Here is a 16,519-nt window from a genome sequence, read left to right on the forward strand (position 1 = left end):
GGTCTTTGTTATTTTAGTCTGATTTCACTTACACTGCATCCCTGTGGCACCATTGGGAACACATTGTGCTCTTTGGTAACCATTACTTCCAGCAGGTATGATCCTTTATGTTCCAGCATTTCTGTTAATGCAGCAACCAGGTCGTCACGTTCAGAAATCCTTTTTCCAGCGATGTAATAAGACTCAGCTAATTTCACGAAATCAGGGCTTTTGATGTCTACGAAAGAGTAGCGTTTTTCATTAAATAACTGTTGCCACTGACGTACCATACCTAAAAACTGATTGTTCAGGATCATAATTTTAACATCAACGCCACTTTGCATAATGGTGCCCAGTTCCTGTAAGGTCATTTGAAAGCCTCCGTCGCCAATTACTGCAACAACGGTACGGTCAGGCGTCCCAAATTTAGCACCAATTGCTGCCGGCAATCCAAAGCCCATCGTGCCCAGTCCGCCGCTGGTAATGTTACTACGTGTTTTGTTGAATTGTGCATAACGGCAAGCAACCATTTGGTGCTGGCCTACATCACTTACAATTACAGCTTCACCTTTGGTCAGTACATTCAGCTGATTGATTACCTCACCCATAGTCAGTTCGCCTGTTTCAGGGTTCAGTTCTTTTTGAATCAATTCTTCCTGCTCCACCTTATCAAAAGCCCTAAATTCAGCCAGCCATTCGGTGTGTACTTTTTCTTCAATTAAAGCAGTTAATGCAGGTAAAGTTTCTTTACAATCTCCCCAAACCGGAACATCAGCTTTCACATTTTTATCAATTTCTGCCGGATCAATATCCAGGTGGACAACTTTGGCCTGTTTAGCATATTTATCCAGGCGACCAGTTACGCGGTCGTCAAAACGCATTCCAATAGCAATCAGTACATCGCAGGAGTTGGTTTGCACGTTAGGGCCGTAATTTCCATGCATACCCAGCATTCCAACATTTAATGGATGATCTGTAGGGATGGCTCCCGCACCCAATATGGTCCATGCAGATGGGATGCCACTTTTTTCTACAAAAGCTTTAAATTCCTGTTCTGCACCGCCTAATAATACACCTTGTCCGAATAGAATAAATGGCTTTTTAGCAGCATTGATCATGGCAGCCGCCTGCTCAATATACTCGTTACGTACAATTGGCTTAGGACGGTAGCTTCTGATGTGCTTGCATGGTACATAACCCTCGTACTCAAATAACTGCATTTGTGCATTTTTGGTGATGTCAATTAGTACCGGACCCGGCCTGCCACTGCGGGCAATATAAAATGCCTTTGCCAATGCTGCCGGTATTTCAGAAGCATCAGTTACCTGATAATTCCACTTTGTTACCGGAGTGGTGATGTTGATAACATCCGTTTCCTGAAAAGCATCTGTACCCAGCAAATGTGCAAACACTTGTCCGGTAATGCATACCATAGGCGTACTGTCAATTTGTGCATCAGCAAGACCTGTAACCAAATTGGTTGCTCCAGGTCCGCTGGTAGCGAATACTACACCGACTTTGCCAGATGTACGGGCAAAACCTTGAGCGGCATGGGTAGCACCCTGCTCATGGCGTACCAATATGTGTTGTAAACGTTCTTTATAATCGTAGAGTGCATCATATATTGGCATGATGGCGCCTCCGGGATATCCGAAAACAACCTCCGTGCCTTCGGCTATCAGTCCTTCCAATACAGCTGCAGAGCCTGTTAAGGTTGTTGTTTTCTTCGGTGCTGTTGCGGTGGTTGCTTCCGCTTGTGCTAATTCCATGTTTTTAAATTTTAAATTCAGGCCTTTATTTTTAGTGAGTGTAGGCATCTGTTACGCAGCCTTCACTTGCATTACTTACTTGTTTTAAATATTTATACAATACGCCACTTTTGACGGGTGGAGGAAGCTGTACCCATGCCGCCCTGCGTTTTGCAAGTACTTCATCACTTAGGTGTACATCTATTGTATTATTTACCGCATCAATAGTAATCTCGTCATCGTCATGTACCAGGCCAATATTTCCGCCGTCCCATGCTTCAGGCGTAATGTGTCCCACTACAAAACCATGTGTGCCGCCAGAGAAACGGCCGTCCGTAATCAGGGCTACCGATTTACCTAAACCAGCGCCAATAATTAATGAGGTAGGTTTTAACATTTCTGGCATTCCAGGTGCACCCTTTGGTCCAACCTGCCTGATCACCACTACATCACCTGGTTTAATTTTTCCACTTTGAATGCCTTTCATCAGTGATTGCTCACCATCAAATACACGTGCGGGTCCGGTAAATTTCTCGCCCTCTTTACCGCTGATTTTTGCTACGGAACCTTTTTGTGCGAGGTTACCATATAACATTTGCAGGTGACCGGTTTCTTTAATAGGGGCTTCAACAGGGAAAATGATTTTTTGTAAATCGAAATCCAGTTCAACCGCATCCGCAACATTTTCTGCAATGGTTTTTCCGGTTACAGTTAAACAAGTGCCGTCAATCAATCCTACTTTTAATAAATATTTTAATACCGCAGGAACGCCACCAATTTCATGAAGGTCTTCCATCAGGTAGGTGCCACTAGGTTTCAAATCTCCTAATACAGGAGTGTTGTCACTCACATACTGGAAATCTTCTAATGTTAATGTTAAGCCTACAGATTTAGCAATGGCAATTAAGTGCAGCACGGCATTGGTAGAACCCCCCAATACAATTACCAACACAATGGCATTGTGAAATGCAGCTTTAGTCATGATGTCTGAAGGAAGGATGTTTCTTTCCAGCAGGATCCTGATATATTTACCAGCTTCAATACATTCGTTCTTTTTCTCGTCACTTACCGCAGGATAAGAGGAGCTGTAGGGTAAGCTCATACCTAAAGCTTCAATGGCTGAGGCCATGGTATTGGCCGTGTACATCCCTCCGCAAGCACCGGCACCAGGGCAAGCATTTTTTATTACGCCCTGAAAATCTTCTTCTTCTAAATTGCCAGCTAATTTTTGGCCCAAAGCTTCAAAAGCAGATACTATATTTAATGAGGCACCTTTATACTTTCCTGAATGGATACTTCCACCGTATACCATAATAGCAGGACGGTTTAAGCGACCCATTGCCATTAGAGATCCCGGCATGTTTTTATCGCATCCCGGAATAGTAATTAAACCATCGTAGTATTGTCCACCACAAATGGTTTCAATGGAATCTGCAATAACATCTCTTGATACCAAAGAGTAGCGCATTCCATCCGTTCCGTTACTCATTCCGTCACTTACACCAATGGTGCTGAACGTTAAGCCTACCATGTCGTTTTTCCAGACACCCTCTTTTACAATTTGAGCAAGGCCATTCAAGTGCATATTGCAGGTATTACCATCATAGCCCATGCTGGCAACGCCAACTTGTGCCTTGTCCATATCTTCCTTGGTTAAGCCAATTCCGTACAGCATTGCCTGCGCGGCTGGCTGTGTTGGATCTTGCGTAAAGGTTTTGCTGTAGCGGTTTAATTCTAGTTTTTGTGACATATTAGGTCTGTATCTTATTTATATTGGTTGTTCTCTTGTTTATTATTTAGTTATGAATTGCTAGATGATCACTTCATAGTTTTGTTTTTCTAAAACCATAGATTTATACGTACGCAGTAGAGTGGCACCTAGCGTATCGCTCCATTTTGTACTAAAGGTCTTATCTTCTATAGCAGCTATGCTTACAATTTCTGCTGCAGTACCACAGAAAAAGGCACTGTCTGCCGCCTTCAAATCTTCAACGCTGAGCTGTTTTTCTATACATTCGATATCAAGTTTTTTGCAAAGCATCATAATTGCAGCTCTGGTAATACCTGGTAAAATATGTCCCAGGGCAGGGGTGTATAATTTCCCGTCTTTTTCAATAAAGATATTGGCACCAGGCGCTTCCGCAACAAAGTCATTCATGTCGAGTAAAAGCGCTTCATCAAATCCTCTTCTTTTTGCTTCTGCAGTTGCCAGAATAGAATTAACATAATGACCACTTATTTTTGCTTCAATAGGTACCGATTTTGGATTTGGACGTTGGTAACTTGAAATGCCAACCTTTAAACGCTTGCTTCCAAAATAAGGTTCCCATTCCCAGGCGCAGATCATAAGGTTTGAAGTTGAGGCTACATCAAGTCCCATTTTTGGCGGACAAAAAACCAGTGGACGGATGTAGGCATCCTTCAGGTGGTTGATTTCAAGTATTTTATAAGTTTGTTTAATCAGTTCGTCTATGTCCCAGGTAAAAGGGATATAAGCCAGTTCGCATGACTTTTTTAATCTTTCAAAATGGGCTTTAGCTTTAAAAATACGTACACCATTGTGTGTATGGTATGATCTTATTCCCTCAAATGCTGCATAACCATAATGCAGAGATTGGTTATATACGTCAATTTTAGCCTCTGTAGCTTTAATGAATTGTCCATCCATGTAGAGAACCGTATTTGAATTGAAGTATTGCATTTTGTGGTATAGTTTAAATTATCATTCATTAAAAAAGCGCCTCTTTGTGAAAGGCGCTTAGTTATTTATGTTATTAAATATTCAATATAGCGCCTTGCAACTCCCAATAATCAGGAGTAGGTTTAGGTTAATAATGACGTTAGCATTTGCTGTAGTTGAACTATTCATGCTTGTACTTTTATCGTTGTTTTATAAAAACCAATTTAGGTTAAGTATTACAAAACGACAATAGGATAATGAAAATAATTGAAAAAAAATATTATTTCTATAAATATACGTATTTTAAAATTATATATTGAAATATATAGGTAATCATAGGTGAAACAGGGCTGCTACTATACCGAATATGAAATTGGTATTCGGTATGAATATTATGCTTGCATTAGATTAGAGTGGTAATTCTGCGTGAAACGGGAGAAGCAGCTAAAAAACTTGTTTAAATAGCGGGCAAAAAAAAGCCCTTTGATCTTCAAATCAAAGGGCTCGTATTTTTATTATTTTAATATTAAGCGATGCCCTCGGCCAAAACAATAATCTTGTTTTTTAATACCTCAACTACACCACCTTTAATCATTAAGGTTTCTTCGCCATCGGCTTTACTTTTAATAATTACCGGTCCATCTTCTAAAGTAGAAATGATTGACGCGTGGTCTTTCAAAATTTGAAAAGACCCCATTGTTCCAGGAACCGTAACTGCAGTTACTTCGCCTTCAAATACTTTTTTATCTGGTGTTAATATTTCTAATGTCATAACTATGCGTTAGCTTCAGCTAATAATTTTTTTCCTTTTTCAATCGCATCTTCAATATTACCTACAAGGTTAAATGCAGCTTCCGGATATTCATCAACTTCACCGTCAAGGATCATGTTAAATCCTTTGATGGTATCTTTAATGTCTACCAATACTCCTTTTAATCCTGTAAATTGTTCCGCTACGTGGAAAGGTTGAGATAAGAAACGCTGAACACGACGGGCACGTGATACAACCAGTTTATCTTCTTCAGATAACTCGTCCATACCAAGGATCGCAATGATATCCTGCAACTCTTTGTAACGTTGTAAAATTTCTTTCACACGTTGAGCTGTATTGTAATGCTCATCGCCTAAAACAGCTGGAGAAAGGATCCTTGAAGTAGAATCCAAAGGATCTACGGCAGGGTAGATACCAAGCTCTGCAATTTTACGTGAAAGTGAAGTTGTAGCGTCTAAGTGGGCAAAGGTTGTAGCCGGAGCCGGGTCAGTTAAATCATCTGCCGGTACATATACTGCCTGTACAGATGTAATTGAACCACGTTTGGTAGAAGTAATACGCTCCTGCATTAAGCCCATCTCAGTAGCAAGCGTTGGTTGGTAACCTACCGCAGAAGGCATACGACCTAACAAACCTGATACTTCAGAACCAGCCTGAGTAAAACGGAAAATGTTGTCAACGAAGAAAAGGATATCTTTTCCAGCGCCTTCGCCATCACCATCACGGAAATATTCAGCCACAGTTAAACCAGACAAGGCTACACGTGCACGTGCTCCAGGAGGCTCGTTCATTTGACCGAATACCAGGGTAGCTTTAGATTCTTTTAATTTTTCGGTATCAACTTTAGATAAATCCCATCCTCCAGTTTCCATAGAGTGAAGGAAATCCTCACCATAGTTGATTACGCCAGATTCGATAAACTCACGTAAAAGGTCATTTCCTTCACGTGTACGCTCACCAACACCGGCAAATACAGAAAGACCAGCGTGTGCTTTGGCAATGTTATTTACCAGCTCCATGATCAATACTGTTTTACCAACACCAGCACCACCAAACAAACCGATTTTACCACCTTTTGCATAAGGCTCTAGTAAATCAATTACTTTGATACCTGTAAAAAGTACCTCAGTTTCAGTAGATAACTCATCAAATCTTGGAGGAGCATTGTGGATTGGTCTTCCATTTGTTTTGTCAATTGTATTGATACCATCGATAGCATCACCAACAACGTTAAACAAACGACCTTTAATGGCTTCACCAACAGGCATTTTAATAGGAGCACCGGTATCGTTAACCTGCATTCCGCGAACTAAACCATCTGTAGAGTCCATCGAAATGGCACGTACACGGTCTTCACCAAGATGCTGTTGAACTTCTAAAACGATCTTTTGTCCATTTTCTTTTTCAACAACTAATGCAGAGAAAATTTTAGGTAATTGAGCGTCATCAGCAAAGCTTACGTCAACTACCGGTCCTATAATCTGCGCTATTTTTCCAATGTTAGGCATATATTGTTTGGGGTAAATTATTAAATAACCATTTTTAAAGCGACTGTTTTTTACAATTTAGATCAGCATTTGTTTCCTGGATAAATCGCCGCGTAATTTGCCGCGCTACAGGTAAGAATGAAGAACTTAACGATCAATAAAGCCACGTATTTTGGTTTGCAAAGCTAAGAGTTTTCTACATAAATTTTACATATAAATAAAAAGTTTTTTAACAGTTTTTTAATCGGTAAATTGGTAGCCTCTCCCGGGGAATAAAAAACGGGTAATTCTATCTTTTTGCAGCATATGAAGACAATTTTAGTAACTGGCAGTAACGGGCTTTTGGGGCAGAAAATAACACAAAGGATATTGGAAACTCAACAATTTAACTTAGTAGCCAGTTCAAAAGGTAGAAACCGGTTTCCGCAGGTTGCTGGTTACTTATATGCGGAAATGGATATCTTAAATGCTCAAAACGTAAGGGAAGTTGTTGAACGGTACAAGCCAGATGCAATCATTCATACAGCGGCAATGACCAATGTTGATACCGCTCATGATCATCGCGAAGAGGCCGATTGTTTAAATGTAGAGTCTGTGGCTACCCTAATTGCAATTTGTGCCGAGCACAACATTCAGCTGGTACATTTATCCACTGACTTTATATTTGATGGTGCCGATGGACCTTATGATGAACTTGCAGCACCCAATCCTCTGAGTTATTATGGGCAAACAAAATTAAAAGCAGAAGAGTTGATTAAGACTTCTGGTATCAAATGGGCTATACTTCGTACTATTTTGGTGTATGGAATTGTAAACGACATGAGCCGGAGCAATATTGTACTTTGGGCAAAAGGGGCCCTTGAAAAAGGAAAGCCTATTAACGTAGTGAACGATCAGTTTCGCATGCCCACACTGGCTGAAGACCTGGCCGATTGTTGCTTGCTTGCAGTAGAAAAGGATGCTTATGGGGTTTATAATGCCTCTGGTAAGGATATGATGAGTATAGCAGAATTGGTAGGGCAGGTGGCCGACTTCTGGAAGCTGGATAGAAGTCTGATTAATGAAGTAAGCAGTGACAGTCTGAACCAAAACGCCAAACGTCCGTTGCGTACTGGGTTTATTTTAGATAAAGCAATTACAGAATTGGGGTATCAGCCACGTAGCTTTGTGGAAGGATTATCTGTTTTAAAAGCACAAATGGAAATTAATCCGATCCAATAGCTGTCCAAAGCATGTCTTTCAATTCGTTCAGCCCTTTTTGCGCCACTGAGGAGATGAAGATTGCAGGAATATTTTCAGGCAGGTCCTTTTTCATTTCTGCCTGCAGTTCTTCATCCAGCATGTCGGATTTCGTTACTGCAAGTACATGGGGTTTCTGCATCAGTTCTGGATTGTACTGTTGTAATTCAGATTTAAGAATCTCATATTCTTCAGAGATTGTTCTGCTTGTGTCGGCAGGCACCATAAAAAGCAATACAGAATTGCGTTCAATATGGCGTAGAAAACGGTACCCAAGACCTTTTCCTTTAGATGCCCCTTCAATAATTCCTGGGATGTCAGCCATCACAAACGATTTTCCACCACGGTAAGCAACAATACCTAAATTGGGTACAAGAGTTGTAAATGGATAGTCAGCAATTTCTGGCTTAGCAGCAGAAACCACAGATAATAAAGTAGATTTACCAGCATTTGGAAATCCTACCAAACCAACATCGGCAAGTACTTTTAGTTCGAGTACCACCCATTGCTCAATTCCGCTTTCTCCTGGTTGGGCAAAACGCGGTGTTTGTAATGTAGAGGATTTGAAATGCCAGTTACCTAGTCCGCCTCGGCCACCGGCAGTTAGGATCTTAGTTTCGCCTTCTGCAGTAATTTCAAATAAAGTTTCTCCTGTTTCGGCATCTTTGGCAATTGTGCCAAGAGGTACTTCAAGGATTTCGTCCTTACCTGATTTACCTGTACTCGTAGAGCTGGAGCCTGGCTCGCCGTCAGGAGCAAGAATATGTTTACGGTATTTTAAGTGGAGTAAGGTCCAAAATTGAGGGTTACCTCTAAGTATAATGTGACCACCACGTCCACCGTCGCCACCGTCAGGGCCACCCGTAGAGGTCATTTTATCGCGGTGCAAATGTGAAGAGCCTGCGCCACCCTTACCAGAGCGACAGCATATTTTGACATAATCAACGAAATTGGAACCTTGCGACATATAGGGGATTAGTAGTTATCTATTACAGTACGCAATTCAGCAAAAATATCATCAACATTACCAATGCCGTTTACTTTACTTAATTTTTGCTGTGCTTCATAATAAGGCAATACATGAACCGTTTTGCTGAAATATTCTTCAATACGTTTTTGCAATTTATCAGCCTGATCATCTACTCTGCCAGTTTCTTTTTGGCGCTGCGCAATTCTTCTGGTCAGTTCTTCCTGATCTACATCCAGTGCAATTACGCCCGCAAGACCTGTACCTTTACTTTCTAAAAACTCATCCAGTGCTTGTGCCTGAGGAACTGTACGTGGAAAACCGTCAAAGATGAACCCTTTTGCATTCGGATTACTATCTACTTCTTCTTCCAGCATTGCAATCGTAATTTGGTCTGGAACCAGTTGTCCATCAGCAATCAAAGCACTTACTTGTTGACCAAGCGGGGTTTGATTCTTAATGTGTTCCCTAAAAATATCACCTGTAGAGATGTGGATTAATTGATATTGGTCAATCAATTTCTGCGATTGGGTGCCTTTGCCTGCACCTGGTGGGCCAAAGAGAACAAAATTAAGCATTTGGTTTGTCTTTAAAAAGTGAAAGCCTTCCCGCCACCGGCAGCAAGGCTTTTAGTTTTGTTTGTGCACTTGTAGGGATTCGAACCCCAAACCTTCTCATCCGTAGTGAGATGCTCTATCCAATTGAGCTACAAATGCATGTTTGTTATTGAAACGCTCTAACTGTTTCGCTAACGGATTGCAAAGGTAATGCTTGAAATTGATTTTCGCAATAAAATTGTGAAAATATTCCTGGCATTACCTTTTATTAATGATGGTTAAGCTTCAATTGCTTTTTTAATTGCATCAAAATCAGGCATGTTACCTGCGTCTTCCAAAACTTCGGCATGGATAACTTTTCCTTCTTCATCCAGTACAAAAGCCGCTCTTTTAGACACGCCTTTCAAATTAAATGCGAATTGCTCATAAAAAGCACCATAGGCAGGGGAGGTTTCCTTGTTGAAATCAGATAGCAGCGGGAATTGATAAGCCTGATCTTCCTTGAATTTTGCCAATGTAAACGGTGAATCTACTGAGATGCCAACAACTTCGGCATTCATACCTTGGTAGTAACCAAAACTATCTCTCATGGTGCAAAGTTGCGCAGTGCAAACACCAGTGAAAGCCATCGGGAAAAAGTGAACTACCAATTTTTTACCAGCATAGTCTGCCAGTGATACTTCTTTAAGTTCAGAACTGAACAATTTAAAATCTGGGGCTTTAGCGCCAACTTGTAAAGACATAGTTTTATATTTTTTGTAAATATAAAGGGTGCACTTAGAATTTTTGTCATTAGCTGGTCTAATCTCTAACCCAAATCTGGCTTCCTGGCTTCTGTAGCCGTGGATAATTATTACTTACGGAAGTCGATGAAAATTAACGGCTATTTTATTCTTAAATTACTAATATTGCCTTTTAATAAATATTGATTAATTAAATTGTTTAAAATTAAAATTTTATTATGGAAAATGGTACATTGACATGGACGATGGCTTTGTTAACAATTGCGTTGTTATTTACTCAAGGCTGCAAAAAACATCATGCTGAACTCGAAGAAGATGTGAAAGCGTTAGTTGAAGAAGAGAAGCCCGAAGAAGAGCCTAAAAAAGCTTACCTCCCACAGACGATCACTTACAATAAAGTAACCTATACTTTTTCATATGTAAAAGATCTGTCCAGTATTTCAAAAATTGACATCTCAAATGGTAAGCGCCTGGACTTTAGTTACAATATATATGGTTTTTTGGTCAGCTTTTATGAAGGAGATAATTTGTATACCGAAATGGATTTTAATGTGAACGAAGTCGGAAATACGGAATCTGCCTATATTTTTATCGTGAATGAAGACAAGCATGTTTATAAATCAGATAACAACTATAGCTTCCAATACAATAGCCTCAATCAGCTTACAGGCGTTAGCGTTTACAATTTTGCCAATGTATTACTGAGTACACAACAATTGAGTTATTTAAAAGAGCCTGTTCAGGTACTAAAACAAACAAAAACAGGTGGGGTAGTCACCGATGATCAAAATTACACTTACGACAATGCAAATGGAATATTTAAAAATGTACTTAACATACCCGCCTTAGCTGTTCATTTGCCGGAACTTTTTCTACTGTGTCAGGGCAATAATTTAACGTCAGTAACAGGAACAAAGGAGACGGCTACAACGATAACCTGGACATACGATAAAAACAATTATCCGACAAAAGGGACTGTAAAAAAAGGAAGCCTTACCGAAGAAATTACGGTAACGTATTTATAAACTATAGGTCTTAATGAGTATGAAGTTGATCCAGCACATTTAAAATCACTGCACAAACATGACGTATTTCCTCTTCTTTGATCGTTAAAGGCGGGGCAATACGCATGGCGGTTTCGCAATGTAAAAACCAATCTATAATGATGCCCTGATCACTGCATAAACTGCTTACTTTTTCAACCTGTTCAAAAGAGTCCAGCTGTATGCCCAGCATCAATCCCTTTCCTCTAATTTCTTTGATCAGTGGGTGCACCAATAGTTCGCGGAATAACATTTCTTTTTTAGTTACCCCCTCGGTCAGGTTTTCTTCCAGTAATACCTCCAGGCTAGCTAATCCGGCACTACAAGAAACCGGATGCCCTCCAAAAGTGGTAATGTGGCCAAGAATCGGGTTTTCTGCAAGCACGCCCATCACTTTTTTCGAAGAAATAAAAGCACCGATTGGCATGCCGCCGCCAAGTGCTTTAGCCAGCAATAAAATGTCGGGCACAATGCCATAATGTTCAAAAGCAAATAACTTACCTGTCCGTCCAAAAGCGTTTTGTATTTCATCAAGGATTAGCAATGCGCCTACTTCAGTACAGCGCTGGCGCAACTTCAGCATGTATGCTGTGGAGGCAACCCTTATTCCCGCTTCACCCTGTAAGGTTTCCATGATTACACAAGCCGTTTGCTCGGTAATCAATGCTAAATCGGCAGGTTCATTAAAGTTTATAAAACTTACCTCCGGTAATAATGGGCGATAAGCTTGTTTGTAATATTCATTTCCCATCACACTTAATGCACCATGTGTACTACCATGATAAGCATTGTTAAAGGAAATGATACCTGTACGGCCAGTATATCGTTTGGCAAGTTTTAACGCCCCCTCCGTAGCTTCAGCACCAGAATTTACAAAATAGACATTGTTTAAGTCCGGAGGTAAAACCGAGACCAGTTTTTCTGCAAATTTGACCATCGGCGTTTGTACATACTCTCCATACACAGTTAGGTGAAGGTATTTGTCTAATTGAGCTTTTATAGCCTCCAAAACTTTAGGATGCCTGTGTCCGATATTGCTGACCGCAAAACCAGAAACAAGGTCTATATATGCTTTTCCGTCTTGATCATACAGGTAAATTCCTTCTGCAAAATCTATTTCCAACATTTTTGGACTGTTGGAAGTTTGAGCGGTATTAAGCAAAAAGAGCTGTTTGTTGGTAATCATCAGGAATCTTGTTAGACCGCAAAAATACCTAAAATATGTTAAGTCCTGTATTTAAAAGCAGCATGTACGCCACGAGGTACACCAGTAAAAACGAAAGTGAGAGGGCAAAATACTTCAGTACATTGCGTTTTCCTTTTTTAAATGGTATAAAAAAAAGCAGGTTCAATAACATAAAAAGTACTGCGAAAATAAAGTTCATAATGACCAGGATGGTACTGAATGCGATCGCAAAAACCATCGGCTGTAGCACAATACCTGCAGCCAATCCATATAAGCCAGCCATAATAGTGCTCATCACTAAAATCAGCGCAGCATATCTGAAGCCAATTTTTAAATGAAAAATAAAATACGGTGTTAAAGTAGATGGAATATCCTCTTCCTTTAATCTTAAGGGTCGCGGAGTTTTTGGCGCTATGCCCCGTTTCTGTTTTTTAAACCTGGGCCACCAAATTAAAAATCCGGTGATCAACAAAACTAGCGGCATTAAACCAGCAATTAGCGCAAGAATCTGTGTTGGTCTGCCACCAAAACTTCCGTAATGTAGCGGGGTCAGCCAACTCAGGTAAGCATTTCCAACATTAGGAAAATCAGTATGACTGTTTAATAGTATTTTTCCAGTATACTGTTCTACAATCAGCATTTCCCTTTTTCCTGTTTTAAGCACATCCGGACTTAAAATGTCCAGTCTGTAACTCCCTGTGCTATCTGCTGGAAAAGCAATACCAGCCACGCGTCCTTCGGGAATTGTTTTTTTAGCTATGCCCAGAATTTGATCGAGGGGTAGGGCGGGAATACCTTGATGATATATTGATTTTGCACCTAACAATTTAGCAACGCCCTGGGGCGATTTGCCATTTAGGATAAATAAAAACGGGATCACAATGGTAGAAAAGGTAATACAGAATCCCGTTAATGCCAGCATAGAAACTACAGGAGAAGAGTAAACGCCCAATACATTGTGCCAGTCGTAATTTTGGCGTTTAAAACTCCCGCTAAATTTTACGGAGAGCGAAGATTTAAGCTGGTTCCATTTTTTAGGAATCCACATCCGTAACCCGGAAATAGTAAGGATCAGTAAACAAAGAGAGGCAAGGCCTACAATATACCTGCCGGCTACAGGGATCAATAACGTTCGATGTAATTCCGTTACAATATGTATAAAAGAACTTTCGTGAATACGTTTGCCACTCAGTTCCCCGTTATAGGGGTTTATGAAGTATTCCTCTTCAGTTTTAAAATTGTAAGCTGCGTAAGCTTCAAAAGGATTGGTTGTTTTAATATCTATGTAATTAATGACGAGTTTTGGATGCTCTCGTTTTACAATAGATACCACTTCAGCCACCGGTAATTTCTGCTTAGCTGCCGTAATATTAAATAACTCAGGATTAAGCAAACGATCTATTTCGTCTTGAAAAACCAGGATGCTTCCCGTAATGCCCACAAAAGCAACGATAACTCCCGCAAATAATCCCAGGTATAAATGCCATTTGCCAAACCAGCGTTTCTGGTGCCTGGCCCATTTAAGAGATCTTTGTTTTTTGTGTGGTTCCATGTTGGGTTTTTATTGAAAAACCAGTTCCGGATTTCCCGGAACTGGTGTATAAATTTAATACGTTTGTAATATTAAAATTTATAACTGATGCTTCCAGCTACTGTTCTGGGTTGCATAGGCTCAAGTGTAGTCCAGCCTTGATAATAATCTTTATCAGTTAGATTGTTTACTTTCAGAGCAAAATTGAATGGGCCTGTTGCATAAGAAACCGATGCATTCAAAACGGTATTAGATGGTAATGTAAATACACCTACTATACGATCATTTACAATCATGTTTTTACCCTGATAATTTCCACCGAAGCCAAAGCCAAGACCTTTAACGGTGCCTGTCATGATTTTGTAGCTTAACCATGCATTTGCTAAATTTTCAGGGCCAGCACCTACATATCTTCGGCCTTCTGCTGTAGTACCGGTATTGGTTAACTTATTTTTGTTTTTTGTATAACTAGCTATGATATTAAAACCAGGAAATGGATTTGCGGTGATTTGTGCATCAAAACCTTTACTGTATTGATTACCACCTTGTGAAAAATCAATGTCTGCAGTACCTGATAAGCTTAGTATTGTATTTGAAACTTTAATATTATAATAACTTAAAGAGCCTGATAGCTTGCCGTCAAATAAATCACTTTTAATACCGGCTTCCCATTGATTAGCTTGCTCCGGATCAAATGTTTTTACTCCTGCAATGCCACTAATAACCGTATTTCTTGGGGCAGCATTTTTAAATCCGTTCATGTAATTACCAAAAACGGATAGTTGATCTTTCAATACCTGGTATACCAAGCCAAACTTTGGGGAAACAGCAGTTTGACCATATTTGCTAGCTGCTGGATTGCTTAAGCCACTGTTTTGAAAACGGTCAATGCGGACACTTGCCATACCGGAAAGTTCCGGCGTGAAGTTAATGACGTCCGAAATATAAGCGCTGTAAATATCTTGGGCAATCCTTGTTGGAGCTGCTGCGCTACCAAGGCCAGCAATTGCTGCATCAACCCCCTGGCGCGTTAAGTTTCCTGTGTTCGTTCCTGCGGGCCCTAAAGTTATAGCACCAACAGGAGCATATCCAGAACTGCTGTTTAATACAGTGCGGTTAAAATAATCTAACCCAGCTACTACACGATTGCGTAAGCCACCTATGGAGAAATCGCCGATAAAGTTTTGTTGAATATCAGTTGTTTGAGTAGTAGAATTCTGGTCACTGATCAGCCTATTGAAAATACCTGTTCCTAAAGGGTTTGGGCCAGCAGTTGCTGATTCAAATAAGTAGGAATAAAAACCATCAGCTTGGGCAGATCCTCTGGAAACAATGGTCTGAGAGTTCCAGTCCTCAGATATTTTCCAATTCATTTGTGCTTGCACTGAAATAACAGGAGTTTTTATGGTGATGTCGTTACTGGTGTAAGATTTATTAGGATTGTATCCCAATTGCTCCAGGCTGGTGCTTTTTAAGGCTACAGATCTGTTAAAAAATAACATGGTAGGATTGGTGCCCTCAGCGCTTAAAAACTGCGCATTCAGCAAGAATGAAACTTTATCGTTCAGTTTGTAAGCAAGGGAAGGTGCGAAAAATCTGGTTTTAGAAAAACCAGCGTCCTGCCAGCTATTTTGATCTGTATAAGCTGCATTAACCCTTAATAATAGTTTGCCTTCCGCATCCAAAGGTGCATTTACATCAGCGGTAAGTCGATTTAAGCCGTAACTTCCTGCCGTGTAAGTCACTTCTGTTGCCGCAACCGCAAAAGGTTGTTTAGTAACTGTGTTAATCAAACCACCGTAAGAAACTACAGAGCTACCAAATAAAGTACCTGATGGACCTTTGACAACTTCAATTCGTTCCACATTTGACACATCCAGGCTTCCATTGGTTAATCCAGGTAATCCATTAACCAAGGTGGGCTGTACAGCAAAACCTCTTAAAGAGAAGTAACCAGCACCATCACTACCACGGCCTGTAGAAGACCATAATTTATTTAAGCCCGGTGCATTTTTAAGAGCGTCATCATAACTTGTAATTACTTGGTCAGCCAATAATTCTTTGGAGATCACGGAATATACCTGAGGGTTTTCCAAGTTATTTAAGGGCATTTTAGCCACATACTGGCTTTTTTTATTTGTGAATTTGTTTTTACCAGTAGATACATTCACCTCCTGCAATTGTGCAAAATTCGCAGAGATGGTAAAATCTGCTGATGCTGTGCCTTTTGCAGTTACAGTTACACTTTCTTCATGTGTTTGTAAGCCAATAGCCGTCGCTTTTAGCGTGTATGTTCCTGGTTTTACATTACCAATCTTATACTCTCCGTACTCATTGGTCGAAGCCCCCAGAGAAGTGCCTACAATCCGTACAGAAATATTTTCAGCAGGTTTGCCGTCTAGGGTTAGTACTTTGCCCTTTACTGTCCCGTTTTGTTGTGCGTAAGAATTGAGCCCGAACAGTAGGCAGCAAAGCACCAAGCAGAGTAGTTTTCTTTTCATTTTTCTTATTTGGATTTAATCTAATTTGCCACCAAAGTAATAATATTACTGTTACAAAAGCAAATTATTTTTAATAAATCTAAATA

At 40.2% G+C, this 16,519-nt stretch carries 13 protein-coding genes and 1 tRNA gene; 2 read left to right on the forward strand and 12 right to left on the reverse strand.

Annotated features, from left to right (window positions below):
- Window positions 1–8: 8 nt before the first annotated feature.
- The 5 genes from ilvB to atpD all read right to left on the reverse strand — a co-directional run bounded on the left by ilvB (window position 9) and on the right by atpD (window position 6,687).
- Window positions 9–1,748, reverse strand: coding sequence for a biosynthetic-type acetolactate synthase large subunit (gene ilvB, locus LPB86_RS09210; RefSeq protein WP_230642651.1), 1,740 nt, complete (start codon window positions 1,746–1,748; stop codon window positions 9–11).
- Window positions 1,749–1,779: 31 nt separating this feature from the next.
- Window positions 1,780–3,477, reverse strand: a complete 1,698-nt coding sequence (gene ilvD, locus LPB86_RS09215; protein ID WP_230642654.1) for a dihydroxy-acid dehydratase — start codon at window positions 3,475–3,477, stop codon at window positions 1,780–1,782.
- A 60-nt stretch (window positions 3,478–3,537) separates the two neighbouring features.
- Entirely contained in the window at window positions 3,538–4,428 is an 891-nt protein-coding gene (locus tag LPB86_RS09220; RefSeq protein WP_230642657.1) for a branched-chain amino acid transaminase, read from the reverse strand.
- A 505-nt stretch (window positions 4,429–4,933) separates the two neighbouring features.
- Window positions 4,934–5,179 carry an ATP synthase F1 subunit epsilon gene (gene atpC, locus LPB86_RS09225; protein WP_230642661.1) on the reverse strand — a complete coding sequence of 82 codons (246 nt, stop codon included), beginning with the start codon at window positions 5,177–5,179 and terminating at the stop codon, window positions 4,934–4,936.
- A 2-nt stretch (window positions 5,180–5,181) separates the two neighbouring features.
- Window positions 5,182–6,687 carry a F0F1 ATP synthase subunit beta gene (gene atpD / locus LPB86_RS09230; protein WP_230642664.1) on the reverse strand — a complete coding sequence of 502 codons (1,506 nt, stop codon included), beginning with the start codon at window positions 6,685–6,687 and terminating at the stop codon, window positions 5,182–5,184.
- A gap of 285 nt (window positions 6,688–6,972) precedes the next feature.
- Here atpD and LPB86_RS09235 point away from each other — a divergent pair, with 285 nt between their 5' ends.
- On the forward strand, window positions 6,973–7,887 hold the full coding sequence (locus tag LPB86_RS09235) for an SDR family oxidoreductase (RefSeq protein WP_230642667.1): 915 nt from the start codon (window positions 6,973–6,975) through the stop codon (window positions 7,885–7,887).
- Here LPB86_RS09235 and obgE read toward each other — a convergent pair.
- The 4 genes from obgE to LPB86_RS09255 all read right to left on the reverse strand — a co-directional run bounded on the left by obgE (window position 7,871) and on the right by LPB86_RS09255 (window position 10,172).
- A complete protein-coding gene (gene obgE, locus LPB86_RS09240; protein WP_230642670.1) occupies window positions 7,871–8,872 on the reverse strand; it encodes a GTPase ObgE in 1,002 nt (333 codons plus the stop codon). The genes LPB86_RS09235 and obgE overlap by 17 nt on opposite strands.
- An 8-nt stretch (window positions 8,873–8,880) precedes the next feature.
- Window positions 8,881–9,450, reverse strand: coding sequence for an adenylate kinase (locus LPB86_RS09245; protein ID WP_230642673.1), 570 nt, complete (start codon window positions 9,448–9,450; stop codon window positions 8,881–8,883).
- A gap of 64 nt (window positions 9,451–9,514) precedes the next feature.
- A tRNA-Arg gene (locus LPB86_RS09250) sits at window positions 9,515–9,588 on the reverse strand.
- A gap of 119 nt (window positions 9,589–9,707) precedes the next feature.
- Complete coding sequence (locus tag LPB86_RS09255; protein ID WP_230642675.1) at window positions 9,708–10,172, reverse strand: redoxin domain-containing protein; 465 nt, start codon at window positions 10,170–10,172, stop codon at window positions 9,708–9,710.
- Between the two features lie 218 nt (window positions 10,173–10,390).
- On the opposite strand from LPB86_RS09255, the gene LPB86_RS09260 reads away from it, so the two are divergent.
- Window positions 10,391–11,197, forward strand: coding sequence for a hypothetical protein (locus LPB86_RS09260; RefSeq protein ID WP_230642678.1), 807 nt, complete (start codon window positions 10,391–10,393; stop codon window positions 11,195–11,197).
- A gap of 10 nt (window positions 11,198–11,207) precedes the next feature.
- Here the strand turns inward: LPB86_RS09260 and LPB86_RS09265 are convergent, their stop codons facing one another.
- The 3 genes from LPB86_RS09265 to LPB86_RS09275 form a co-directional block, all read right to left on the reverse strand.
- The gene (locus tag LPB86_RS09265) at window positions 11,208–12,401 is read right to left on the reverse strand and encodes an aspartate aminotransferase family protein (protein ID WP_230642680.1); all 1,194 of its coding nucleotides are present in this window, start codon (window positions 12,399–12,401) and stop codon (window positions 11,208–11,210) included.
- 28 nt (window positions 12,402–12,429) lie between these two features.
- A complete protein-coding gene (locus LPB86_RS09270; RefSeq protein ID WP_230642683.1) occupies window positions 12,430–13,953 on the reverse strand; it encodes a PepSY domain-containing protein in 1,524 nt (507 codons plus the stop codon).
- A 71-nt stretch (window positions 13,954–14,024) separates the two neighbouring features.
- Complete coding sequence (locus tag LPB86_RS09275) at window positions 14,025–16,433, reverse strand: TonB-dependent receptor (RefSeq protein WP_230642686.1); 2,409 nt, start codon at window positions 16,431–16,433, stop codon at window positions 14,025–14,027.
- Window positions 16,434–16,519 lie beyond the last annotated feature (86 nt).

Source organism: Pedobacter sp. MC2016-14, from assembly GCF_020991475.1.
Taxonomy (GTDB): domain Bacteria; phylum Bacteroidota; class Bacteroidia; order Sphingobacteriales; family Sphingobacteriaceae; genus Pedobacter.